At 70.8% G+C, this 22,415-nt stretch carries 19 protein-coding genes; 3 read left to right on the forward strand and 16 right to left on the reverse strand.

Features of this window, described 5'->3' with window-relative positions:
- Positions 1-189: 189 nt before the first annotated feature.
- The 5 genes from AB0412_RS27910 to ureA all read right to left on the reverse strand — a co-directional run bounded on the left by AB0412_RS27910 (position 190) and on the right by ureA (position 5,665).
- Positions 190-1,464 (reverse strand): hypothetical protein, encoded by a 1,275-nt coding sequence (locus AB0412_RS27910; RefSeq protein ID WP_366405346.1) that lies wholly within the window; start codon positions 1,462-1,464, stop codon positions 190-192.
- 133 nt (positions 1,465-1,597) lie between these two features.
- On the reverse strand, positions 1,598-2,197 hold the full coding sequence (locus AB0412_RS27915; protein ID WP_366405347.1) for a TetR/AcrR family transcriptional regulator: 600 nt from the start codon (positions 2,195-2,197) through the stop codon (positions 1,598-1,600).
- An 18-nt stretch (positions 2,198-2,215) separates the two neighbouring features.
- Complete coding sequence (locus AB0412_RS27920; RefSeq protein ID WP_366405348.1) at positions 2,216-3,253, reverse strand: agmatine deiminase family protein; 1,038 nt, start codon at positions 3,251-3,253, stop codon at positions 2,216-2,218.
- A gap of 10 nt (positions 3,254-3,263) precedes the next feature.
- Positions 3,264-4,973: an urease subunit alpha gene (locus AB0412_RS27925; RefSeq protein WP_366405349.1), complete on the reverse strand. Its 1,710-nt coding sequence runs from the start codon at positions 4,971-4,973 to the stop codon at positions 3,264-3,266.
- Positions 4,970-5,665, reverse strand: coding sequence for an urease subunit gamma (gene ureA, locus AB0412_RS27930; protein WP_366405350.1), 696 nt, complete (start codon positions 5,663-5,665; stop codon positions 4,970-4,972). Before ureA ends, AB0412_RS27925 begins: the two co-directional genes overlap by 4 nt.
- Before the next feature lie 146 nt (positions 5,666-5,811).
- Here ureA and AB0412_RS27935 point away from each other — a divergent pair, with 146 nt between their 5' ends.
- A complete protein-coding gene (locus AB0412_RS27935) occupies positions 5,812-7,254 on the forward strand; it encodes a cytosine permease (protein WP_366405351.1) in 1,443 nt (480 codons plus the stop codon).
- 63 nt (positions 7,255-7,317) lie between these two features.
- On the opposite strand, the gene AB0412_RS27940 is transcribed toward AB0412_RS27935, so the two are convergent.
- The 6 genes from AB0412_RS27940 to AB0412_RS27965 form a co-directional block, all read right to left on the reverse strand.
- On the reverse strand, positions 7,318-8,406 hold the full coding sequence (locus AB0412_RS27940; protein WP_366405352.1) for a branched-chain amino acid aminotransferase: 1,089 nt from the start codon (positions 8,404-8,406) through the stop codon (positions 7,318-7,320).
- A 247-nt stretch (positions 8,407-8,653) separates the two neighbouring features.
- On the reverse strand, positions 8,654-9,697 hold the full coding sequence (locus AB0412_RS27945) for a 3-isopropylmalate dehydrogenase (protein ID WP_366405353.1): 1,044 nt from the start codon (positions 9,695-9,697) through the stop codon (positions 8,654-8,656).
- Between the two features lie 64 nt (positions 9,698-9,761).
- Positions 9,762-9,893 carry a hypothetical protein gene (locus AB0412_RS27950; RefSeq protein WP_366405354.1) on the reverse strand — a complete coding sequence of 44 codons (132 nt, stop codon included), beginning with the start codon at positions 9,891-9,893 and terminating at the stop codon, positions 9,762-9,764.
- A gap of 267 nt (positions 9,894-10,160) precedes the next feature.
- Positions 10,161-10,685: a GNAT family N-acetyltransferase gene (locus tag AB0412_RS27955; RefSeq protein ID WP_366405355.1), complete on the reverse strand. Its 525-nt coding sequence runs from the start codon at positions 10,683-10,685 to the stop codon at positions 10,161-10,163.
- A 72-nt stretch (positions 10,686-10,757) separates the two neighbouring features.
- Positions 10,758-12,389, reverse strand: a complete 1,632-nt coding sequence (gene pruA, locus AB0412_RS27960) for an L-glutamate gamma-semialdehyde dehydrogenase (protein WP_366405356.1) — start codon at positions 12,387-12,389, stop codon at positions 10,758-10,760.
- A gap of 39 nt (positions 12,390-12,428) precedes the next feature.
- Positions 12,429-13,355, reverse strand: a complete 927-nt coding sequence (locus AB0412_RS27965; protein ID WP_366405357.1) for a proline dehydrogenase family protein — start codon at positions 13,353-13,355, stop codon at positions 12,429-12,431.
- A gap of 159 nt (positions 13,356-13,514) precedes the next feature.
- Here AB0412_RS27965 and AB0412_RS27970 point away from each other — a divergent pair, with 159 nt between their 5' ends.
- On the forward strand, positions 13,515-14,726 hold the full coding sequence (locus AB0412_RS27970; RefSeq protein WP_366405358.1) for a helix-turn-helix domain-containing protein: 1,212 nt from the start codon (positions 13,515-13,517) through the stop codon (positions 14,724-14,726).
- Here the strand turns inward: AB0412_RS27970 and AB0412_RS27975 are convergent.
- Positions 14,707-15,294, reverse strand: coding sequence for a TetR/AcrR family transcriptional regulator (locus tag AB0412_RS27975; protein WP_366405359.1), 588 nt, complete (start codon positions 15,292-15,294; stop codon positions 14,707-14,709). The genes AB0412_RS27970 and AB0412_RS27975 overlap by 20 nt on opposite strands.
- An 83-nt stretch (positions 15,295-15,377) precedes the next feature.
- Between AB0412_RS27975 and AB0412_RS27980 the strand changes: the two genes are divergently transcribed.
- On the forward strand, positions 15,378-16,925 hold the full coding sequence (locus tag AB0412_RS27980) for an MFS transporter (protein ID WP_366405360.1): 1,548 nt from the start codon (positions 15,378-15,380) through the stop codon (positions 16,923-16,925).
- Between the two features lie 98 nt (positions 16,926-17,023).
- On the opposite strand, the gene serA is transcribed toward AB0412_RS27980, so the two are convergent.
- From serA to AB0412_RS28000, 4 genes are all read right to left on the reverse strand, one after another.
- Positions 17,024-18,613: a phosphoglycerate dehydrogenase gene (gene serA / locus AB0412_RS27985; protein ID WP_366405361.1), complete on the reverse strand. Its 1,590-nt coding sequence runs from the start codon at positions 18,611-18,613 to the stop codon at positions 17,024-17,026.
- 252 nt (positions 18,614-18,865) lie between these two features.
- Positions 18,866-19,864: a ketol-acid reductoisomerase gene (gene ilvC, locus AB0412_RS27990; RefSeq protein ID WP_366405362.1), complete on the reverse strand. Its 999-nt coding sequence runs from the start codon at positions 19,862-19,864 to the stop codon at positions 18,866-18,868.
- 120 nt (positions 19,865-19,984) lie between these two features.
- Positions 19,985-20,509, reverse strand: a complete 525-nt coding sequence (gene ilvN / locus AB0412_RS27995) for an acetolactate synthase small subunit (RefSeq protein ID WP_030614411.1) — start codon at positions 20,507-20,509, stop codon at positions 19,985-19,987.
- 21 nt (positions 20,510-20,530) lie between these two features.
- Positions 20,531-22,381: an acetolactate synthase large subunit gene (locus AB0412_RS28000; protein WP_366405363.1), complete on the reverse strand. Its 1,851-nt coding sequence runs from the start codon at positions 22,379-22,381 to the stop codon at positions 20,531-20,533.
- Positions 22,382-22,415 lie beyond the last annotated feature (34 nt).

Here is a 22,415-nt window from a genome sequence, read left to right on the forward strand (position 1 = left end):
CCTCGCGGGTGCGAGAGGTCTGCGCGCGGGTCGAGGACGACGGTGTCCGCCCGTACGGTGTCGTACGTGGCGGTCACTGCGGACCGGCGCGCCTGCTGCCAATAATCGTGGCGAACGAGAGCACGGGGGCAGTCTGGCACAATCCGCCCCCGCGCTCACCGTCCGTCTCAGGATGCGGGCGGTGGGTGGTCAGCGCATGCGGCGTACGAACCCGTCGGCCCTGCCGTTGGTGTCGCCCGTGACCAGGCTCGCCGAGTCCGAACTGAAGCCGACCGCGCCTCCGCCCCGGGTCACGGAGTACACGGTGACGTACTCGTCGGTGACCGGGCCGCCCGTGAGGGACTCGCTGACCAGCCGGGTGGCGCCGGTGCGCAGGTCCCGCAGATAGACGTTGGACGGGCCGAGGTAGCCGTCGTCGCCGCGGACGGCCGCCTCGTAGGCCACGTACCGGCCGTCGGGGCTGAGGGCCGGGTTGTACACGCCGCTCGCCTCCCCGGAGTCGTGGGTGACGCGGGTCGTGGTGTCGCCGCGCAGGTCCCGGACGAAGACATCGGTCTGCTCATTGGTGTCCCCCGGGACCAGGTCCGCGGCGGAGCTCTCGAAGGCGACCCTGCGGCCGTCGGCGGAGAACGAGGCGTTGAGGGGCGCCGTCGAGGACGGTGTGCCGCCGGCGGTGACGTTGGCCTGCTCCTCGGTGCCGGTGCGCCGGTCGTACACCCACAGGGCGCCGCGCGGGCCCCTGTACTCGATCTGGGAGTACGCCACCTTGCGTCCGTCGGCGCTCACGCCCACCACCTGGGCGGGCCAGCCCGGGTGCTCGCGGTTGGCGACGCGGCGGACGTCGCCGGTCCTGCGGTCGAGGAGGTAGACGGCCCGGAAGATGTTCGGGTCGTCGGCCTCCATGCGGTTGGGCCGGGCGCTGAAGGCGACGTAGCGCGCGTCGGCGGACATGGCCCCGCCGAAGGCGTAGGCGGAACCGCCGTCGAGGCCGGCGCTGACCCGCTCGGTGCGGCCGGTGCGGCGGTCGTGCAGATAGACGTCCTCGGCGAAGTCGTCGGCGGGCGGCGTCTCCCAGGCGGCCAGGTTGCGGGCCCGGGACAGGAACAGCACGTACCGGCCGTCGCTGCTGATGTCCAGCGCGCTGGACATCCCGTCGGCCTGCGTGCCGTCGGAGGCGACGTTGACCCGCTCGACGGTGCCCTTGCGCAGATCGCGCACGAAGACGTCGTGGAGCTTGTTGCTGTCGCCCGGCACCAGGTTCTCGGCGGCGGCCGTGAAGACCGCGAACCTGCCGTCGGCGCTGAGGTGCGGACCGTAGGCGTGGTCGTCGCCCTGCTCGCCCGTCGCCGACACCGTGATCCGCTCGGTGCCCGGTCCGGGTGCCGCGGCTGCCGGTACGGTCGACACCAGCGCCAGCGCACCCGTGATCAGCGCGGCCGAGGCCGCGCGCATGACTGTGGACATGAACTCCCCCTGAAGTCCCCGTAGTTCCCCGTTGTTCCCCGTTTCGCTCCCGCACTGCGCGAGCGCCCCCGAGCCAACCGCATCACCAACCACCCGGTCAATCCGCCGTATTGAGTACAACCCGGGCGGCGCCTCAGGCGTCCGCGAGCAGCGTCTCGTCGAGGAACTCTCGTGCGTGGGCGAGGACTTGCGGCCGGTCCGTGCCGCGCAGCCCGATCGCCACATGGATGGACAGGCCGTCCAGCAGGGCCCGCAGCCGGGCGGCGTAGCGGTCGGCGTCGACGCGGCGGAACTCGCCCCGGGACATGCCCTCGGCGAGCAGCGCGACCAGGTCGCGGTGCCAGGCGCCCTCGATGGCGGCCTGGCGTTCGCGGGCGTCGTCGTCGGCGTTCTGCGAGCGGTTCCACACCTCCAGCCACAGCGTCCAGTGCGGATCGCGGTGGCCGTCGGGGACATAGAGGTCGACGTAGGCGTCGAGGCGTTCCCGCGCGGGGGCGGGGCGGGTGAGCAGCCGGGAGCGGGCGGCACCGAGGCGGCCCTCGCTCCACTCCAGGGTCTGCAGCAGCAGCTCGTCCTTGCTGTGGAAGTAGTAGACGAGATGGCCGCTGCTCATGCCGACCTCGCGCCCGAGCGCGGCCATGGTCAGCTGCTCCAGGCCGCGCTCGGCGATCATCTCCATGGCGGCGGCGAGCACCTCCTCACGCGGCGGAGCCTGTCTGCGCCCACCGGCCATGTCCTGCTCCCGGATCTGCTAGATCTTCGGCTGCTGCTGGGTGATGCAGTGGATGCCACCGCCACCCGCGAAGATCGTACGCGCGTCCACCAGGGTCACCGTCCGGTCGGGGTACAGCCGGCGGAAGATCCCGGCGGCGAGCTCGTCGCGCGGGTCGTCGAAGGCGCAGAGCACCACGCCGCCGTTGCAGACGTAGTGGTTGATGTAGGAGTAGTCGGCCCAGTGGCCGTCGGCCTCCAGGACGGTCGGCGCGGGTACGTCGACGACCTGCAGGCGGCGGCCCCGGGCGTCGGTGGCGGACCGCAGGATGCCGATGGCCTCCTCGGTCACCTCGTGGTCGGGGTGCGCCGGGTCGGGCTGGCGGTGCACCACGACGACTCCCGGTCCGGCGAAGGCGGCCACGATGTCGACATGGCCGAGGGTGCCGTAGCCGTGGGGCGGGTAGTCGGCGGTGAGGCCGCGCGGGAGCCAGATGGCCTTGCGGGTGCCGAGGTGGGCGTGGATCTCCGCCTCGACCTGCTCGCGGGTCCAGCCGGGGTTGCGCTCGGGGCCGAGCTGCACGGTGTCCGTCAGCAGGACGGTGCCCTCGCCGTCGACATGGATACCGCCGCCCTCGTTGACGAGCCGCGAGGCGTACGTCCGTGCTCCCGCGAGGTCGGAGACATACGCGGCGATCTTCGCGTCGTGCTCCCAGCGGGCCCACTCCTGGGCGCCCCAGCCGTTGAACGTCCAGTCGACGGCGGCGAGTCGTGACCCGTTCGTCAGGAAGGTGGGCCCGATGTCACGCATCCACGCGTCGTCCAGTTCGCGTTCGACGGTCTCGACGTCCTCGCCGAGGAGCGCACGCGCCTCGGTCGCCTGACCGGGACCGCACACCACCGTCACCGGCTCGAAGCGGCGGACCGCGCGGGCCACCGACGCCCAGGCGGTACGGGCGGCGGTCAGCTCCTGGGGGTCGGAGAAGGTGTGGTTGGGACCGGGCCAGGCCATCCAGGTGCGCTCGTGCGGGGCCCATTCTGCGGGCATGCGGAAGCCGTCGGACGCGGGCGTGTTCATTCGTGGGTCCTCAGAGGAAGTAGAGGCGGTTGAGGGAGACGGATTCGGCGGGCTCGGAGCGGAGCGGCTCGCCGTCGAGGGTGACGAGCCCGGTGCGCTGGTCGACGTCGACCTGCCCGGTACGGGAGTTCAGACGCAGGTCGGCGGGTCCGATGCCGCGCGTGCCGCGCACCGCGACCCTGCGGCGCCGGGTCGGCATGGTGTCGTGGCCCTGGTCCAGGGCGGCCTGGGCGACGAAGGCGACCGAGATGTCGGCGGGGGTGGCGCCGTGCGCGCCGAACTGCGGTCCCAGCACCAGGGGTTCACAGGTGTCGGTGGCCGCGTTCGGGTCGCCCACCACGCCGTACGCGGGGAAGCCGGCCTTCAGCACGAGCTGCGGTTTGGCGCCGAAGTACTCCGGCCGCCAGAGCACGATGTCGGCGAGCTTGCCCACCTCGATCGAGCCGACCTCGTGCGCCAGACCGTGCGCGATGGCCGGGTTGATGGTCAGCTTGGCCATGTAGCGCAGCACGCGCTCGTTGTCGTGCTCGTCCGGGGCGCCGAACTCGGCCTTCATCTTCCCGGCCATGGCGAAGGTGCGGCGGACGGTCTCGCCGGCCCGGCCCATGCCCTGCGCGTCCGACGAGGTGATGCCGATGGCGCCCAGGTCGTGCAGGACGTCCTCGGCGCCCATGGTCCCGGCGCGGATGCGGTCGCGGGCCATGGCGGCGTCGCCGGGCAGGTCGGTCTTCAGGTCGTGGACGGAGACGATCATGCCGTAGTGCTCGGCGACCGCGTCCCGGCCGAAGGGCAGGGTCGGGTTGGTGGACGACCCGATGACATGGGGGACGCCGGCCATCTTGAGCACGTTGGGGACGTGCCCACCGCCGCAGCCCTCGATGTGGAAGGCGTGGATCGTACGGCCCTCCAGCACCCGCAGGGTGTCCTCGACCGACAGGCACTCGTTCAACCCGTCGCTGTGCAGGGCCACTTGGACGTCGTGCTCCTCGGCGACCCGCAACGCCGTGTCCAGGGCCCGGGTGTGGGCGCCCATGTCCTCGTGCACCTTGAACCCGGACGCCCCGCCCTCGGCGAGCGCCTCGATCAGCGGCGCCTCGTGGGACGAAGAACCCCGGCCGAGGAAGCCGATGTTGACGGGCCAGGCGTCGAAGGCGCTGAACGCGTGCCTCAGCGCCCAGGGCGAGTTGACGCCCACGCCCCACACCGGCCCGAACTCCTGCCCGATGATCGTGGTCACCCCGGAGGCGAGCGAGGCCTCCATGACACGCGGCGACAGCAGGTGCACATGCGTGTCGACGGCGCCTGCGGTGGCGATGAGCCCCTCGCCGGACACGATGGAGGTGCCGGTGCCGACCACGACGTCCACCCCGTCGAGGGTGTCGGGGTTCCCGGCCCGTCCGATCGCGCAGATCCGCCCCTCGCGGATGCCGACGGACACCTTGCGGATGCCCTGCACGGCGTCGATCACCACGACGTTGCTGATCACGACGTCGCAGGTCTCCCGCACGGCGGCGGCCTTGAGGTGGAGTCCGTCGCGGGCGGTCTTGCCGAACCCGGCGAGGAACTCCTCGCCGTACCGCTGGGAGTCGGACTCGACCTGGACGGTCAGCCCGGAGTCGCCGAGCCGGACACGGTCACCGGCGCGCGGTCCGTGGGTGGCGGCGTACTCGTACGGGGTGAGACGGCGGGCTTCGGCGGGGTGCCCTCCGGGGCGGCTCATCGGTCGACCTCCTCACTGGGAACTCCCAGATATCCGCAGGCGGCGGCCCGGCGCAGGGCCTCGTCCTTGGCTCCCGGTGCGTCGAGGGGCCCGTCGACGAGCCCGGCGAACCCGATCGCGATCCGCTCGCCCCCGATGGGCACCAGCCCCACCTCCGCGCTCTCACCGGGCCCGAAGCGCACGGAGGATCCGGCGGGGACGGCGAGGCGCATGCCGTAGGCCCGCTCGCGGTCGAAGTCGAGCCGGGGGTTGGCCTCGAAGAAGTGGAAGTGCGAGGTCACCGAGACCGGCACGCCGGCGGTGTTGGTGACGGTGATCCGCAGGGCGGCCTCCGGCTCGGCGTGCTCGGGACCGGGCAGCAGCGCACCGGGCGCGTCCTGCCCCAGCCCGCCGCCGATGGGGTCGGAGACCACCGCGAGCCGGGAACCGTCGTCGAAGACGGCCTCCACGTGCACCTCGGTCACCACGTCGGCGACCCCGGGCAGCACGTCGTCCGGCCCGAGCACAGAGCGGGCGCGCTCGATCGCCTCGGCGAGACGGGCACCGTCGCGGGCGGCCTCGCACACCGTGTCGGCGATCAGTGCGGTCGCCTCCGGCACATTGAGCCGCAGCCCGCGGGCCCTGCGGGCCCGGGCCAGCTCGGCGGCCGAGAACAGCAGCAGCCGGTCACGCTCGGTGGGCGTCAGTCGCACGGTGGGCCACCTCCTTACCTTTCCACAACTTTGAGCATCACTCTAAGCGCGAAATTGAAGCTTTCCAACCGTTGACGGGAGAGCAAGGCAGGAGTCACATTGAGCGTCGCTCAAACAATTCTGGCGGCCGTCGAAGGAGACCAGCCATGCCGATGGAACAGCGCGGGGTCGACACCATCCCCGAGGAGGAACGGACCAGCGGGCCACGCGACCTCGTGTCGATCCTGCTGGGCTCCAACCTCTGCCTGGGCGTGATCGTCTTCGGCTGGCTCCCGCCGTCCTTCGGCCTCGGCTGGTGGGCGTCGGTCACCTCCGTGCTGGCGGGCACCGTGGCCGGCACCCTGCTCACGGCACCGCTGGCCCTGATCTCCCTGCGCACCGCGACCAACCTGTCCACGTCCTCCGGCGCCCAGTTCGGCGTGCGCGGCCGTCTGGTCGGCTCGGTGGTGGGCCTGCTCCTGGCCCTCGGCTACACCGCGCTGACGGTGTGGATCGGCGGCGACGTGATGGTGGGCGTGCTGGGCCGGCTGTTCGGGATGCCCGCGGGCGACACGTCGTACGCCCTGATCTACGGCCTGCTCGCCGCGGCGACCGTGGCCGGCGCGGTGTACGGCTACCGGGTGCTGCTCGCCATGTCCCGGGTCCTGGCGATCGGCATGACGGCCCTGCTGATCCTGGGCGTGATCGCCTACGCCCCCGACTTCACCACCGCCGCGCTCCCGGAGGCGGGCGGCTACCTCCTGGGCGGCTTCTGGCCCACCTGGCTGCTGGCCGCCGTGGCCGCCGGACTCTCCGGCCCGATCGCCTTCATCACCCTGCTCGGCGACTACACCCGCTACATCTCCCCGGCCCGCCACTCCTCACGCCGGGTCCTGCACGCGACCTGGCTGGGACTGATGCTGGGTCTGCTGGTCCCCCAGCTCTTCGGCACCTTCACGGCGTACGCGGCCCGTGCGGCCCTGGACTACGCGGGACCGCTGGTGGACGCCGCCCCCGGCTGGTACCTGCTGCCGCTCCTCCTCGCCGCCTCGGCGGGCTCGGTGGGCAACGCGGGTCTGATGCTGTACTCGATGGGCCTCGACCTGGACGCGATCGTGCCGCGCGCCTCCCGTGCGACGGCCACCTACGTCGTCGCGGTGGTGGCCACGGCCTGCGTCTTCCTCGGCCACTACGCCTCGACGGCGCAGGACGCGATGACGTCCTTCGTCCTGCTGCTCACCGCCGTCGGCACCCCGTGGGCCGTCATCACCCTGATCGGCTTCGTCCGCTGCGGCGGCGTCTACGACGCGGACGCCCTCCAGGTCTTCAACCGCCGGGCCCGGGGCGGCATCTACTGGTACCGGGGCGGCTGGAACATCCCGGCGACGGCCTCCTGGGCGCTCGGCGCGGCGGTGGGCGTCCTGTCGGTGTCCCTCCCGACGTACGAGGGCCCGCTGCTGCCCCTGACGGGCGGCGTGGACTGCAGCTTCCTGCTGTCGGGCGTGGTCGGTGGCCTGGCCTACGTGCTGTCGGCCCCGGGCGCGAGATCGACGCAGCCCGAGGCTTCTCAGCCGACCGAGTCGGTGGTGGGGGGCCCACCCCTCAACTGACCGGGTCGGCTGGTGGGTGGGCACAGGACCGGGGTCTGGGGGCGGAGCCCCCAGGTGGCCCGCTCAGCCCAGCGGGTGCATCCACCCGTGCTTGTCCGCCACCGTCCCCCGCTGAATGTCCAGCAGCGCCTGCCGCAGCCGCAGGGTCACCTCCCCCGGCTCCCCACCCGACTGCTTCCACTCGGCCCCGTCCCGCTTCACCGTCCCGACCGGCGTGATCACCGCCGCCGTACCGCAGGCGAACACCTCGGTCAGGCTCCCGTTCTCCGAGTCCCGCTGCCACTGCTCGACGGACACCCGCTCCTCGACGGCCTCGTAACCGAGGTCCCGGGCGACACTCAGCAGCGAGTCACGCGTCACGCCCTCGAGGATCGACCCGGTCAGGGTCGGCGTGACGATCTTGTCCCCGTACACGAAGTACAGGTTCATCCCGCCGAGCTCCTCGACCCACGTGTGCTCCACCGCGTCGAGGTAGCACACCTGGTCGCACCCCTTCGCCGCCGCCTCCGCCTGCGCGAGCAGCGACGCCGCGTAGTTGCCGCCGGTCTTCGCGTCGCCCATGCCTCCCGGCACGGCCCGCACGCGGTCCTCGGACACCCAGATCGAGACCGGCTTCACACCACCCGGGAAGTACGCCCCGGCAGGCGAGGCGATCACCAGGAAGAGGTACTCGTTGGCCGGCTTCACTCCCAGCCCCACCTCGGTGGCGATCATGAACGGCCGCAGGTACAGCGACTCCTCGCCCCCGTGCGCCGGCACCCACGCCTTGTCCTGCTTCACCAGCGCGTCGCACGCCTCGATGAACGTCTCGACCGGCAGCTCCGGCATGGCGAGCCGCCGCGCGGACCGCTGGAAGCGCAGCGCGTTCTGGTCGGGGCGGAAGGTGGCGACGGAGCCGTCGGCCTGGCGGTAGGCCTTCAGGCCCTCGAAGATCTCCTGCGCGTAGTGCAGGACGGTGGTCGCCGGGTCGAGGGAGATCGGCGCGTACGGGACGAGCTGGCCGTCGTGCCAGCCGCGGCCCTCGGTCCACTTGATCGTCACCATGTGGTCGGTGAAGTGGCGGCCGAATCCGGGGTTGGCCAGGATCGCCTCCCGCTCCGCGTCCGAGAGCGGATGGGCGGAGGGCTTGAGCTCGATCGTGGGCGTCGTCATGAGTGGTTGTCCTTCACCGAGTTGTAGTGACGGGCCGCGCACACGTCCGTACGGCTGGTGGCCAGTCCTAGGACGTCCGAGCATTCCCTCATTCCGCGGCTCCGCGTTCGATTATCGCCCGGGGGCGGCGGCGGACGGAACGGGGTGAATGCGGCCCGGTGGTCGATGGTGGCACCCGGCGGGGGCATACGAAAGCCGCCGGGCGTCCGACCCGGCGGCTTCGCGTGTGTGGTCGAGTGCGCGCCGGTCAGCCCGCTACGCGTACGACGAGCGCGTCGCCGATCTCGGAGGTGCTGCGGGCGGGCAGGTCGCCGCGCTCCGCGAGGTCGGCGGAGACGGCGTCCTCGATGCGGTTCGCCTCGGCCTCGTAGCCGAGGTGGCGCAGCAGGAGGGCGACGGACAGGACCGTGGCGGTGGGGTCGGCCTTGCCCTGGCCGGCGATGTCCGGGGCCGAGCCGTGCACGGGCTCGAACATGGACGGGAATGCGCGGCTCGGGTTGATGTTGCCGGAGGCCGCGACGCCGATGCCGCCGGAGACGGCCGCGGCGAGGTCGGTGATGATGTCGCCGAAGAGGTTGTCGGTGACGATCACGTCGAAGCGGCCGGGGTCGGTGACGAGGTAGATCGTCGCGGCGTCGACGTGGATGTAGTCGGTGGTGACCTCCGGGTACTCCTCGGCCACCTTGTTGAAGATGTTCGTCCACAGGTGGCCGGCGAAGGTCAGCACGTTGTTCTTGTGGACCAGCGTGAGCTTCTTGCGCGGGCGGGCCTGAGCGCGGGCGAAGGCGTCGCGGACCACGCGCTCGACACCGAAGGCGGTGTTGACGGACACCTCGGTGGCGACCTCGTGCTCGGTGCCCTTGCGGATGGTGCCGCCGTTGCCCGTGTAGGGGCCCTCGGTGCCCTCGCGCACGACGACGAAGTCGATCTCCGGCTGTCCGGCGAGCGGAGTGGCCACACCCGGAAGGAGCTTCGACGGGCGCAGGTTGACGTGGTGGTCGAAGGCGAAGCGGAGCTTGAGCAGGAAGCCGCGCTCGAGGACGCCGGAGGGGACGCTCGGGTCGCCGATGGCGCCGAGCAGGATGGCGTCGTGCTGCCTGAGCTGCTCCAGGTCGGCGTCGGTGAGGGTGTCGCCGGTGGCGTGGTAGCGGCGGGCGCCGAAGTCGTACTCCTTGGTCTCCAGCTTCACATCCTGCGGGAGGACGGCGGAGAGGACCTTCAGGCCTTCGGCCACGACCTCCTGGCCGATGCCGTCACCGGGGATCACTGCGAGATCGATGCTGCGAGACATGACGGCACCCTACCGCTCGTCCCACGGGATGACACGGCGTGTCCGCCATGCGGACATGCACGTGTCAGTGTCCCGTCGAACCACCGTTGTCGCGGCGATCGAGGGCGCGCTGGAGCGCGGCGGCGGCGTTCCTGCGGTCGGACTCGCTGGTGGGGGTGCTGTGACGGACGCGGCGGCGGACGGTCGTCTCGGCCATGGGAATCGACTCCTTCGAAACACAGGCGGGAGTACGGAGAAAGGGATGCGAGACGCCGGAAGGGGCGGGGAGCCTCACAGGCCGCAGGGGTTGCCTGCACGGGGCCCGGCTCACGACCGCCATTCGCTTGATCGAGCGAGACGTTCGGCTCCTACAAAACTAGAGGAGCGGCCCGCATCTGTCTCCACAATTACTCGGACTTCCTACTATCTGAGACGGTGGAGTGGGCCACACCTCGCCGACCTGCGCTTTTCCCCTCTCCGCGGCTCAGAGGACGTCGCCGTCCCGCCAGTCGAAGACGAGCTCGCTCCCGAGGTCGGCCGGCACGGGCCACACATAGGTGGACCCCTCCTCGTCGGGCAGCCGGATCACACCGTCCGGACCGAGCGCGCAGATCCTCCCGTCCCAGGCCCGCCAGCCGCGTGCCGTGTAGAGCAGCGCCCCGTCGTCGCTCGCGGACAGCGCGCCGAGGTCGTAGGCCCGGGTGATGACGCCCTCCAGGGCGGCCATGACCGCGCTGCCGAACCCCTGCCGCCGGGCGTCGTGCCGTACGGCGACCCCCTCGACGTAACCGACCCGCAGCCAGCGCATCCGGTACCGCACCCTCCGCATCACCACCGCGCCGTGCGCGGCGAGCCCCCGCTCGTCGTGGACCAGGGCGTGCATGCCGCCCAGCGTGTGCTCCCAGTCCTCGTCGGCGAAGTCGCCGTCGAAGGCGTCGCGCAACAGGGAGCGGGCGGCGGCCAGTTCGGCGGGCGTGAGGTCGGCGGTGTGCGCGGTGCGGAGGGTCATGGCGGCATTGTGACGGAGACGGGCCGGACCCCGTACGGGATCCGGCCCGGCGTTGCCTTGCCCGGTGAGGGCTCAGCCCATGTGCGGGTACGTGTAGTCGGTCGGCGGGACCAGCGTCTCCTTGATGGCGCGGGTCAGCGTCCAGCGCATCAGGTTCTGCGGGGCGCCCGCCTTGTCGTTGGTGCCGGAGGCACGGCCGCCGCCGAAGGGCTGCTGGCCGACGACGGCGCCGGTCGACTTGTCGTTGATGTAGAAGTTGCCGGCCGCGTAGCGCAGCTTGTCCATCGTGTACGCCGCCGCGGCGCGGTCGTTGGCGATGACCGAGCCGGTGAGCGCGTAGTCGGAGACCGACTCCATCTGGGTCAGCATCTCGTCGTACTTGTCGTCCTCGTAGACGTGCACGGCGAGGATCGGGCCGAAGTACTCGGTGCGGAACACCTCGTTCTCCGGGTCGGTGCACTCGATGACGGTCGGGCGGACGAAGTAGCCGACCGAGTCGTCGTAGGAGCCGCCCGCGACGATGGTGCAGGCCGGGTCCTCCTCGGCGCGGTCGATGGCGGCCTTGTTCTTGGCGAAGGACCGCTCGTCGATGACGGCGCCGATGAAGTTGGACAGGTCGGTGACGTCACCCATGGCGATGCCGTCGACCTCGGCCGCGAACTCCTCCTTGAAGCCGGAGTTCCAGATGGAGGCCGGGATGTACGCCCGGGAGGTCGCCGAGCACTTCTGGCCCTGGTACTCGAAGGCGCCGCGGGTCAGGGCGGTCTTGAGGATCGCGGGGTCGGCGCTCGGGTGGGCGACGACGAAGTCCTTGCCGCCGGTCTCGCCGACCAGACGCGGGTAGGAGCGGTACTTCTCGATGTTGTTGCCGACCGTCTTCCACAGGTACTGGAAGGTCTTGGTCGAGCCGGTGAAGTGGATGCCGGCGAGGTCGCGGTGCTCCAGGGCGACCTTGGAGACCTCGATGCCGTCACCGGTGACGAGGTTGATGACGCCCTTGGGCAGCCCGGCCTCCTCCAGCAGTTCCATGAGCAGCACGGCGGCCAGGGTCTGCGTCGGGGACGGCTTCCACACCACGACGTTGCCCATCAGCGCGGGCGCGGTGGGCAGGTTGCCCGCGATGGCGCTGAAGTTGAACGGCGTGATCGCGTAGACGAAGCCCTCGAGCGGGCGGTGGTCGAGGCGGTTCCACACACCCGGGGAGTTCGCCGGGGGCTGCTCGGCGAGGATCTGCCGGGCGTAGTGGACGTTGAAGCGCCAGAAGTCGACCAGTTCGCAGGGGGTGTCGATCTCGGCCTGCTGGGCGGTCTTGGACTGGCCGAGCATCGTCGCGGCGGCGATGGTCTCGCGCCACGGGCCGGCCAGCAGCTCGGCGGCGCGCAGGATGATCGCGGCGCGGTCGTCGAAGGACAGGGCGCGCCAGGCCGGCGCGGCGGCCAGCGCGGCATCGATGGCGTCCTGGGCGTCGGCCTGCGTGGCGTGGCGGAAGGTGCCGAGGACGGCCTTGTGGTTGTGCGGCTGCACGACCTCGAAGGGCTCGCCGCCGCCGAGGCGCTTCTCACCGCCGATGGTGCAGGGCAGGTCCCTGGGGTTCTCGGCGAGCTCCTTGAGCTTGGCCTCCAGCCGGGCACGCTCGGGCGAGCCGGGGGCGTAGCCGTGCACCGGCTCGTTGACGGGGGTGGGGACCTGGGTCACAGCGTCCATGGGTTCCGTAACTCCTTGACTTGAGCGGGTGTTGCGGGCTCAGCCCTTGCTGACCATCGACCGTGCGAAGAAGCGCAGGTTCGCCGGCTTCTCCGCGAGCCTTCTCATGAAGTAGCCGTACCAGTCGGTGCCGTAGGCCGTGTAGACGCGCATGCGATGGCCCTCGGCGGCCAGTCGCAGGTGCTCGTCGCCACGGATGCCGTACAGCATCTGGAACTCGTACTCGTCGAGCTTTCGCCCGGCGCGGTGGGCGAGCTCCTGCGCGATGGTGATCAGGCGCGGGTCGTGGGACCCGATCATCGGGTAGCCCTCGCCCTCCATCAGCGTCCTCAGGATGCGTACGTACGCCTTGTCGATCTCGTGCTTCTGCTGGTAAGCGACTTCGGCGGGCTCCTTGTAGGCGCCCTTCACCAACCGTACGCGAGAGCCGTTCGCGGCGAGCCGGCGCGCGTCCTCCTCGGTGCGGAAGAGGTAGGACTGGATGACGCAGCCGGTCTGCGGGAAGTCCTTCCGCAGCTCCTCGTGGATGGCGAACATCGAGTCGAGGGTGGTGTGGTCCTCGGCGTCGAGGGTGACCGTGGTGCCGATCCCGGCGGCGGCCTCCACGACCGGGCGGACGTTGGCGAGCGCCAGCTCGTGGCCGCCGGGCAGCGCCTGCCCGAACATCGACAGCTTCACCGACATCTCCGCGCGGGTGCCGAGCCCGAGCGGCTTCAGCCGGTCGATCAGCTCCAGGTACGCGTCCCGGGCGGCGGCGGCCTGCTCGGGCGTCGTGATGTCCTCGCCGACGACGTCCATCGTCAGCTCCAGACCCTTGCCGGTGAGCTCCTGGATGATCGGCAGGACGTCGTCGACGGTCTCTCCGGGGATGAAACGGTCGACGACCTGCTTGGTCACCGGGGCCGCCGAGATCAGGCGTCGCATCCGGTCGCTGCGCGACGCGGCGAGAATCACGGGACCCAGCACGGGGCACCTCCACACACTGTCGATGGCCGCCACCAGACGTTTCGGGGACGGCACGGAGAACCACCGTGAAACCTAAGGATGACTCCGATCGTGGGCCATCGACAGCTGTCACGCATCCGTGCCGCAGATCTCAGACAGATGTATGAGACCCCAGCGTTCTTGCGGGAGAATGCCCGAGTGACGTCCGAATACAGGGGTGACTACCAGGAGCTGGTGGACGAGATCTCCGAGCTGCTCGGCGCTCCGGCGACGCTGGAGAACCGCGACTTCGAGCTGATCGCCTTCGGCGCGTACGACAGTGAGGGCGACCTCGATCCGTCGGCGCTCGACCCGGTGCGCGCCCGCTCGATCCTCACCCGCCGCTCGACGGCCGCCGTCCGCGCCTGGTTCGAGTCCTTCGGCATCACCCGCGCGACCGGCCCGGTCCGCATCCCGCGCACCCCGGAGGCGGGCGTGCACCGGGGGCGGATCTGCCTTCCGGTACGCCACCGGGGTGTCGTCCGCGGCTATGTCTGGCTGCTGGACTACGACCCCGGCCCCACCGAGCGGCAGCTGGCGGCGGCGATGGAGGTCACCTCTCGCATTGGCGCGCTCCTCGCGGACGAGGCGCAGCACGGCGCCGATCTGACGCGTGAACTGCGGGCGGTCCTCACTGCGGAGCGCGACTGGCAGCGCGACATGGCCGTCGCCGAGCTCCGCACGGCCCTCGGCAGCCGCGCGGACGGCCTGCACACGGTGGTGTGCGTGGCCCCCTGGCCGTCGGCGGACCCTGATGACGCCCCCTCGGTCCGTACGATTCCGGGTGCGACGGCGCTGTGCACCCTGCCGTGGGGCCCGGCCCCGCTGTCCCTGGCCCTGCTGCTCCGGCTCCGCTCGGCGGACGTCCTCACCCCGGCGACGACGGCGGCCTCCCGGCTGCTGGAGCGGGCGCGGACGAGCGGGAGCCGCGGCTCGGGGGGCGCGGTGGCCGCGGGTGTCGCCGTACCCCGGGTGGGGCTCGCCGATCTGGGCGCCGCCTGGGCGGAGGCCTCGGCTTCGGCGCGGGCGGCGCTGGCCGAACCCCGGCTGGGCCCGGTCGCCGAGTGGACCTCGATCGGCCCCTTCCGCCTCCTGACGGCCCTTCCTCCCACGGCGGCCCACGACCCGGTGGTCACCCCGCTCCTGTCCCCGACGCACCACGAACTGGCCCGCACCGCCGAGGTCTACCTCGACCGAGCGGGCCAGGCCGGCCGCACGGCCGCCGAGCTGGGCATCCACCGCCAGACCCTGTACTACCGCCTGTCCCGCATCGAGCAGCTCACGGGCCTGGACCTCGACGACGGCGAGGACCGGCTGCTGCTGCACATGGCCCTCAAGGCCCACCGCCTGTAGCGACGGCCGCCTCGACCACCCTGCGCAGACCAGCGGCCAGCTGATCCGCCTCCGGCGCCGTGTCCGGATCGAAGCTCCACTGGGCGATCAGACCCGTCATCAGGGTGACGTAGAACAGGCCGACGGTGTCCGCGGTCTCGTCGGAGACGCCCTCCTCCGTGCCGCCCATCAGCAGCGGGACGAGGGAGCGGCCGGCCTCGCGCTGGGCCTGGGACAGGCGTTCGCGCACCTCGGGCATCCGGTCGCCCAGAGCCAGGGCCTCCATGCTGAGCCGCCACACGGAACCGGGCTGCTTCATGGTGCCGATGATGTTCGACCACACCAGCTCGAAGCGTTCGAGGGAGCCGGGCTCGGTGTCCTCCACGTTTCCCTCGAAGGCGTCGCCCGTGTCCCCCACCAGGGAGATGTAGGCCTGCACGAGCAGCGCGTCCTTCGAGCCGTAGTGGTAGCCGATGGACGCCAGATTGGTCCCCGACTCCTTGACGATGTCCCGCGCCGTCGTGCGCATGAACCCCTTCTCGAGCAGGCAGCGCTTGGCGCCCTCGAGCAGATCCTCACGGTGTCCCATGGCGTCACCCTACCCCCCGTCCATACACCCGTCCTATACAGTCGTCATAGACATGCGTTTAATACGCGTGTACATTCGCCGGCATGACGAACACGACGAGCCCCACACCCCCGGCTCCCGCCCGCGCCGGCCGCCGCGAATGGACCGCGCTCTGCGTGCTGATGCTCCCGCTGCTGCTGGTCTCCATGGACGTCTCCGTGCTGTACTTCGCGATCCCGGAGATCAGCGCGGACCTGGAGCCGACCGGCACCCAGCAGCTCTGGATCTTCGACATCTACGGCTTCGTCCTGGCCGGCCTGCTGATGACGATGGGCTCGCTCGGCGACCGCATCGGCCGCCGCAGGCTCCTGCTGATCGGCGCGGGCGCCTTCGGCGCCGCCTCACTGCTCGCGGCCTACGCCGACAGCGCCGAGACCCTGATCGCGGCCCGCGCGGTCCTCGGCATCGGCGGCGCGACCCTGATGCCGTCGACGATGGCGCTGGTGCGCACGATGTTCACCGACCCCGCCCAGCGGGCGAAGGCGATCGGCCTGTGGTCCGGGGTGATGACGGCCGGGATCGCTCTGGGCTCCGTGATGAGCGGCGTCCTCGTCGAGTACTTCTGGTGGGGCTCGGTCTTCCTGGTCAACCTGCCCGCGATGGCCCTGCTGCTGATCCTCGGCCCGCTGCTGCTCCCCGAGTCCCGCAACCCCGCCCCCGGCCGCTTCGACCGGCTGAGCATCCCGCTGTCCATGGCGGCCGTCCTGCCCGTGGTCTACGGCCTGAAGGAACTGCCGTCCGAGGGCTGGAACGTCCGCTACGTCGTCTCGATCACCGTCGGCCTGCTGTTCGCGGCGCTGTTCGTGCACCGCCAGCGCACCGCGGCCTCGCCGATGATCTCCCCGGCCCTGTTCCGCGGGCACGGCTTCACCCCGGCGCTCGTCCTGAACACGGTGTCGGCCTTCGGGATGATGGGCTCGGCGTACTTCACCACGCAGTACCTGCAGTCGGTCCTCGGCAAGAGCGCGCTGGAGGCGGCGCTGTGGAGCCTGCTGCCGTCGGTGCTCATCGGCGCCGCCGCCCCGGTCGCCGCACAGCTCGTCCAGCGGGGCGCCGAACGCGCCTACGTCGTGACCGGCGGGTTCGTGATCGCGGCGGCCGGCTACGGACTGCTGGCGCTCGCCGGCACGGACTCCCTGTGGCTGGTGCTGGCCGCGTGCGGGGTGCTGGCCGCGGGCATCGTCATCGTGATGTCCCAGGTCACCGACCTGGCCCTGAGCTCGGCGCCGGTGGAGAAGGCGGGGTCGGCCTCCTCGCTCCTGGAGACCGGCACGGAGTTCGGCGGCGCCCTGGGCATGGCCGCGCTCGGCTCGATCGGCACGGCCGTCTACCGCCACGAGATGCCGGCCGACGCACCTGACCTGGCCCAGGAGACGCTGGGCGGCGCACTGGCCATCGCCGCCGAACTGCCGGGGCGCGCGGGAGACGCCCTGGCGACGGCGGCGCGGGAGGCGTTCACGAGCGGCATGCAGGGCGCGGCCGTCGCGGGCGCGCTGATCCTGACGGCCGCGGCGGCGCTGGCCGCGCGGGGCCTGCGGGGGATCCAGGTGCGGAAGCAGGAGGAGACGGAAGGGGTGGAGATCGCGGCCTGAGCAAAAGAGAAAGCCGGGTGGGCTGAGCAGAAACCTCAGCCCACCCGGCGCCCTCTCAACCCGGCGAGACGGGTGGGAGGGTCGGAAACCAACGGTCGTTAAACGAGGTTCACCGACCGAGCAGACGCAGCCCCGATCTCGGACGCAACCTCGGCGACCACACCGGCCGGCACCGCGTCGTCCACGGTCAGCACCGCCAGCGCCTCGCCCCCCACCGCCGCGCGAGCGACCTGCATCCCGGCGATGTTCAGCCCCGCCTCACCCAGAATGCGGCCCACCGTGCCGACGACACCCGGCCGGTCCTCGTACCGCAGCACCAGCATGTGGTCGGCGAACGCGAGATCGACGTCGTACTCACCGACCGCGACCAGCTTCTGGACGTGCTTGGGCCCGGCCAGCGTCCCGGACACCGAGATCTCCTCACCGTCGGCCAGCGTGCCACGCACGGTCACGACGTTGCGGTGATCGGCCGACTCGGAGCTGGTGGTCAGCCGCACCTCGACACCGCGCTCCTGAGCGAACAGCGGGGCGTTGACGTAGGAGACCGTCTCGTCGACGACGTCCTCGAAGACACCCTTGAGCGCGGACAGCTCCAGCACCTTCACATCGTGCTGGGTGATCTCGCCGTACACCTCGACGTCCAGCCGTACGGCCACCTCACCGGCGAGCGCGGTGAAGATGCGGCCGAGGCGCTCGGCGAGCGGCAGACCCGGCTTGACGTCCTCGGCGATGACACCGCCCTGGACGTTCACCGCGTCCGGGACCAGCTCACCCGCGAGGGCGAGCCGCACGGAGCGGGCGACGGCGATACCGGCCTTCTCCTGCGCCTCGTCCGTCGAAGCACCCAGGTGCGGGGTGCACACCACCTGGTCGAACTCGAACAGCGGGGAGTCCGTGCACGGCTCCTTCGCGTACACGTCGAGGCCCGCGCCCGCGACACGGCCCTCCTTGAGCGCCGAGTACAGCGCCTGCTCGTCGACGATGCCGCCGCGTGCGGCGTTGATGACGCGCACGCTCGGCTTGACCTTGCGCAGCGCCTCCTCGCCGATGAGGCCGAGGGTCTCGGGGGTCTTCGGCAGGTGGACGGTGATGAAGTCGGAGACCTGGAGCAGCTCGTCCAGGGTCAGCACCTTGACGCCCATCTGGGCGGCCCGCGCGGGCTGCACGTAGGGGTCGTAGGCGACGACCTTCATGCCGAAGGCGGACATCCGCTGTGCGACGAGGGCGCCGATCCGCCCCAGACCCACGACACCGAGGGTCTTCTCGGCGAGCTCGACGCCCGTGTACTTGCTCCGCTTCCACTCGCCGTTCTTCAGAGCGGCGTTGGCCTGCGGGATGTTGCGCGCGGTGGCGATGATCAGACCGCAGGCGAGTTCGGCGGCGGTCACGATGTTGGAGGTGGGGGCGTTGACGACCATCACGCCGGCCTTGGTGGCGGCGGAGACGTCGACGTTGTCCAGGCCGACACCCGCGCGGGCGACGACCTTGAGCTTGTTCGCCGCGGCGATGGCCTCCGCGTCGACCTTGGTCGCCGAGCGGATGAGGATCGCGTCCACGTCGGCGATGGCGGGGAGCAGTTCGGCTCGGTCCGCTCCGTTGCAGTGGCGGATCTCGAAGTCCGGGCCAAGCGCGTCCACGGTCGCGGGCGACAGCTCTTCAGCAATGAGTACGACTGGTTTCGAGCTCACGTGAGTCCTCACAAGTCCAATGCGGACGGCCGTCCCGACGGCCGCAGGCGGTGGAGGGATGCTTGCCGCGTGGAAGACGCACGACGCTGTGGGCCTGACGCGTATGTAATGCAGCAGTGTAGTGGCGCCGAGGGCGTCGTCTTACGCCGCTTCGGAAGGATCACCCGGACGAGGAACTCCATTGTGTACGGGTCCGGGCGCAGCCCCGTGGCGGCGCCCCCGGCTGAGGGCGCCGCCACGGGACACGCAGGATCAGGCGTCCTCGTTCACCCAGCTCATCAGCTTCCGCAGCTCCTTGCCAGTGGTCTCCAGCAGGTGCTCGGAGTCCTGCTGCTTGTACTCGTTGTACTTCTTCAGGCCGCCGTGGTACTCGTCCATCCAGTTGCGGGCGAAGGAGCCGTCCTGGATCTCGGCGAGGACCTTCTTCATCTCGGCCTTGGTGGCGTCGGTGATGATGCGCGGACCGGTGACGTAGTCGCCCCACTCGGCGGTCTCGGAGATCGACCAGCGCATCTTCTCCAGGCCGCCCTCGTACATGAGGTCCACGATCAGCTTCAGCTCGTGCAGGCACTCGAAGTAGGCGATCTCCGGCTGGTAGCCGGCCTCGGTCAGCGTCTCGAAGCCCGCCTTGACCAGCGCGGCCGTGCCACCGCAGAGGACGGCCTGCTCACCGAACAGGTCGGTCTCGGTCTCCTCGGTGAAGGTGGTCTTGATGACGCCGGCGCGGGTGCCGCCGATGCCCTTGGCGTACGACAGGGCCAGCGCGAAGGCATTGCCCGTGGCGTCCTGCTCGACGGCCGCGATGCAGGGAACGCCGCGGCCCTCCTCGTACTGACGGCGCACCAGGTGACCGGGACCCTTCGGGGCGACCATGCAGACGTCGACGCCGGCCGGGGGCTTGATGAAGCCGAAGCGGATGTTGAAGCCGTGCCCGAAGAACAGGGCGTCGCCGTCGTTCAGGTTCGGGGCGATGTGCTCCTCGTAGACCTGGGCCTGGATCGGGTCCGGGACGAGGATCATGATGACGTCGGCCTCGGCGGCGGCCTCCGACGGGGTCACCACGCGCAGGCCCTGCTCCTCGGCCCTGGCCTTGGACTTGGAGCCCTCGTGCAGACCGACGCGCACGTCGACGCCGGAGTCGCGCAGCGACAGGGCGTGGGCGTGGCCCTGGCTGCCGTAACCGATGACCGCGACCTTGCGGCCCTGGATGATGGACAGGTCGGCGTCGGCGTCGTAGAACAGCTCGGCCACTTTGGGTTCTCTCCTTGAGTGCAGGTGTTGCGTCCCACCGTATGACGGCGGGCGGAAGGGAAGTCTCGGGGTCTCGCCATACGGGCGGCCGGATCTGACGCCGGCCGCCCGTCAAAGGTCTTACGCGGACCGGTCCAGTGCGCGCAGCGACCGGTCGGTGATCGAACGGGCACCGCGTCCGATCGCGATCGTGCCGGACTGGACGAGCTCCTTGATGCCGTACGGTTCCAGCATCTTGAGCATCGCGGACAGCTTGTCGCTGCTGCCGGTGGCCTCGATGGTGACCGCCTCCGGGGAGACGTCGACCGTCTTGGCGCGGAACAGCTGGACGATCTCGACGATCTGGGAGCGCGTCTCGTTGTCCGCGCGCACCTTCACCAGAACGAGTTCGCGCTGAACGGCCTGCCCGGGCTCGAGCTCGACGATCTTCAGCACGTTGACGAGCTTGTTGAGCTGCTTGGTGACCTGCTCCAGCGGCAGGTCCTCGACGTTCACCACGATGGTGATGCGGGAGATGTCGGGGTGCTCGGTGACACCGACGGCGAGCGAGTCGATGTTGAAGCCGCGACGGGAGAACAGGGCGGCGATCCGGGCGAGGATGCCGGGGGTGTTCTCCACCAGGACGGAGAGCGTGTGCTTGGACATGATCTCTTCGGTCTCTCTCGCTCAGTCGTCTTCGTTGTCGCCGAAGTCGGGGCGGACGTCCCGGGCGGCCATGATCTCGTCGTTGGAGGTGCCGGCGGCGACCATCGGCCACACCATGGCGTCCTCGTGCACGATGAAGTCGATGACGACCGGGCGGTCGTTGATGGAGTTGGCCTCCTCGATGGCCTTGTCCAGGTCCTCCGGGCGCTCGCAGCGGATGGCGTAGCAGCCCATCGCCTCCGACAGCTTCACGAAGTCGGGCACCCGCGTGCCCCGCGCCTCCGGGTTGACGTCGTCCGGGCCGGAGTGCAGCACCGTGTTGGAGTAGCGCTGGTTGTAGAACAGCGTCTGCCACTGGCGGACCATTCCGAGGGCGCCGTTGTTGATGACGGCGACCTTGATCGGGATGTTGTTCAGGGCGCAGGTGGTGAGCTCCTGATTGGTCATCTGGAAGCAGCCGTCGCCGTCGATCGCCCAGACGGTGCGCTCGGGGGCGCCCGCCTTGGCTCCCATGGCGGCGGGGACCGCGTAGCCCATGGTTCCGGCGCCGCCGGAGTTCAGCCAGCTGGCGGGCTTGTCGTACTGGATGAAGTGCGCGGCCCACATCTGGTGCTGCCCGACGCCCGCGGCGAAGATCGTGCCCTCGGGCGCGAGCTGCCCGATACGCTCGATGACCTGCTGGGGCGACAGCGAGCCGTCGTCCGGCTGGTCGTAGCCGAGCGGGTAGGTCTCGCGCCAGCGGTTGAGGTCGTTCCACCAGGCGGTGTAGTCGCCCTGGTGGCCCTCGTCGTGCTCCTTCTGCACGGCCTGGATCAGGTCCGCGATGACCTCGCGGGCGTCTCCGACGATCGGCACGTCGGCGGCGCGGTTCTTGCCGATCTCCGCCGGGTCGATGTCGGCGTGGACGATCTTGGCGTACGGGGCGAAGCTGTCCAGCTTGCCGGTGACGCGGTCGTCGAAGCGGGCTCCGAGGGCGACGATCAGGTCGGCCTTCTGCAGCGCGGTGACGGCGGTGACCGCACCGTGCATGCCCGGCATTCCCACGTGCAGCGGGTGGCTGTCGGGGAATGCGCCGAGCGCCATCAGGGTGGTGGTGACGGGCGCTCCGGTGAGTTCGGCGAGGACCTTCAGCTCGGCGGTGGCGCCGGCCTTGAGCACGCCGCCGCCGACGTAGAGGACGGGCCGCCTGGCGGAGGTGATCAGCTTGGCCGCCTCGCGGATCTGCTTGGCGTGCGGCTTGGTGACGGGCCGGTAGCCGGGCAGGTCCATGGTGGGCGGCCAGGAGAAGGTGGTGCGCGCCTGCAGGGCGTCCTTGGCGATGTCGACCAGCACCGGGCCGGGGCGGCCGGTGGAGGCGATGTGGAACGCCTGCGCGATGACGCGCGGGATGTCCTCGGCCTTGGTGACGAGGAAGTTGTGCTTGGTGATCGGCATGGTGATGCCGACGATGTCCGCCTCCTGGAAGGCGTCCGTGCCGATCGCGCGGGAGGCGACCTGGCCGGTGATCGCGACCAGCGGCACGGAGTCCATGTGCGCGTCGGCGATCGGGGTGACCAGGTTGGTGGCGCCGGGGCCGGAAGTCGCCATGCAGACGCCCACCTTGCCGGTGGCCTGCGCGTAGCCGGTGGCCGCGTGACCGGCGCCCTGCTCGTGGCGGACCAGGACGTGCCGCACCCGGGTGGAGTCCATCAGCGGGTCGTACGCCGGAAGGATCGCACCGCCGGGAATGCCGAATACCGTGTCGGCGCCGACCTCCTCGAGAGAGCGGATGAGGGACTGCGCGCCCGTGACGTGCTCGACGGGGGCGGACTGCTGTCCTCCGGATCGGGGCCGCGGCTGCGGGTGATGGGCCCCGGTGGCCTGCTCGGTCATCGGCATTCTCTTCTCGATGCTGAGGGTTTTTGCG

The sequence above is a fragment of the Streptomyces sp. NPDC052012 genome (genome assembly GCF_040689265.1).
GTDB lineage: Bacteria > Actinomycetota > Actinomycetes > Streptomycetales > Streptomycetaceae > Streptomyces.

What these genes read in the sequence shown, in the direction of transcription:
- AB0412_RS27910 (WP_366405346.1), bottom strand. Translation starts at nt 1,464, where the DNA reads ATGTCCACAGTCATGCGCGCGGCCTCGGCCGCGCTGATCACGGGTGCG.
- AB0412_RS27915 (WP_366405347.1), bottom strand. Translation starts at nt 2,197, where the DNA reads ATGGCCGGTGGGCGCAGACAGGCTCCGCCGCGTGAGGAGGTGCTCGCC.
- AB0412_RS27920 (WP_366405348.1), bottom strand. Translation starts at nt 3,253, where the DNA reads ATGAACACGCCCGCGTCCGACGGCTTCCGCATGCCCGCAGAATGGGCC.
- AB0412_RS27925 (WP_366405349.1), bottom strand. Translation starts at nt 4,973, where the DNA reads ATGAGCCGCCCCGGAGGGCACCCCGCCGAAGCCCGCCGTCTCACCCCG.
- AB0412_RS27935 (WP_366405351.1), top strand. Translation starts at nt 5,812, where the DNA reads ATGCCGATGGAACAGCGCGGGGTCGACACCATCCCCGAGGAGGAACGG.
- AB0412_RS27940 (WP_366405352.1), bottom strand. Translation starts at nt 8,406, where the DNA reads ATGACGACGCCCACGATCGAGCTCAAGCCCTCCGCCCATCCGCTCTCG.
- AB0412_RS27945 (WP_366405353.1), bottom strand. Translation starts at nt 9,697, where the DNA reads ATGTCTCGCAGCATCGATCTCGCAGTGATCCCCGGTGACGGCATCGGC.
- AB0412_RS27950 (WP_366405354.1), bottom strand. Translation starts at nt 9,893, where the DNA reads ATGGCCGAGACGACCGTCCGCCGCCGCGTCCGTCACAGCACCCCCACC.
- AB0412_RS27955 (WP_366405355.1), bottom strand. Translation starts at nt 10,685, where the DNA reads ATGACCCTCCGCACCGCGCACACCGCCGACCTCACGCCCGCCGAACTG.
- pruA (WP_366405356.1), bottom strand. Translation starts at nt 12,389, where the DNA reads ATGGACGCTGTGACCCAGGTCCCCACCCCCGTCAACGAGCCGGTGCAC.
- AB0412_RS27975 (WP_366405359.1), bottom strand. Translation starts at nt 15,294, where the DNA reads ATGGGACACCGTGAGGATCTGCTCGAGGGCGCCAAGCGCTGCCTGCTC.
- AB0412_RS27980 (WP_366405360.1), top strand. Translation starts at nt 15,378, where the DNA reads ATGACGAACACGACGAGCCCCACACCCCCGGCTCCCGCCCGCGCCGGC.
- ilvN (WP_030614411.1), bottom strand. Translation starts at nt 20,509, where the DNA reads ATGTCCAAGCACACGCTCTCCGTCCTGGTGGAGAACACCCCCGGCATC.
- AB0412_RS28000 (WP_366405363.1), bottom strand. Translation starts at nt 22,381, where the DNA reads ATGACCGAGCAGGCCACCGGGGCCCATCACCCGCAGCCGCGGCCCCGA.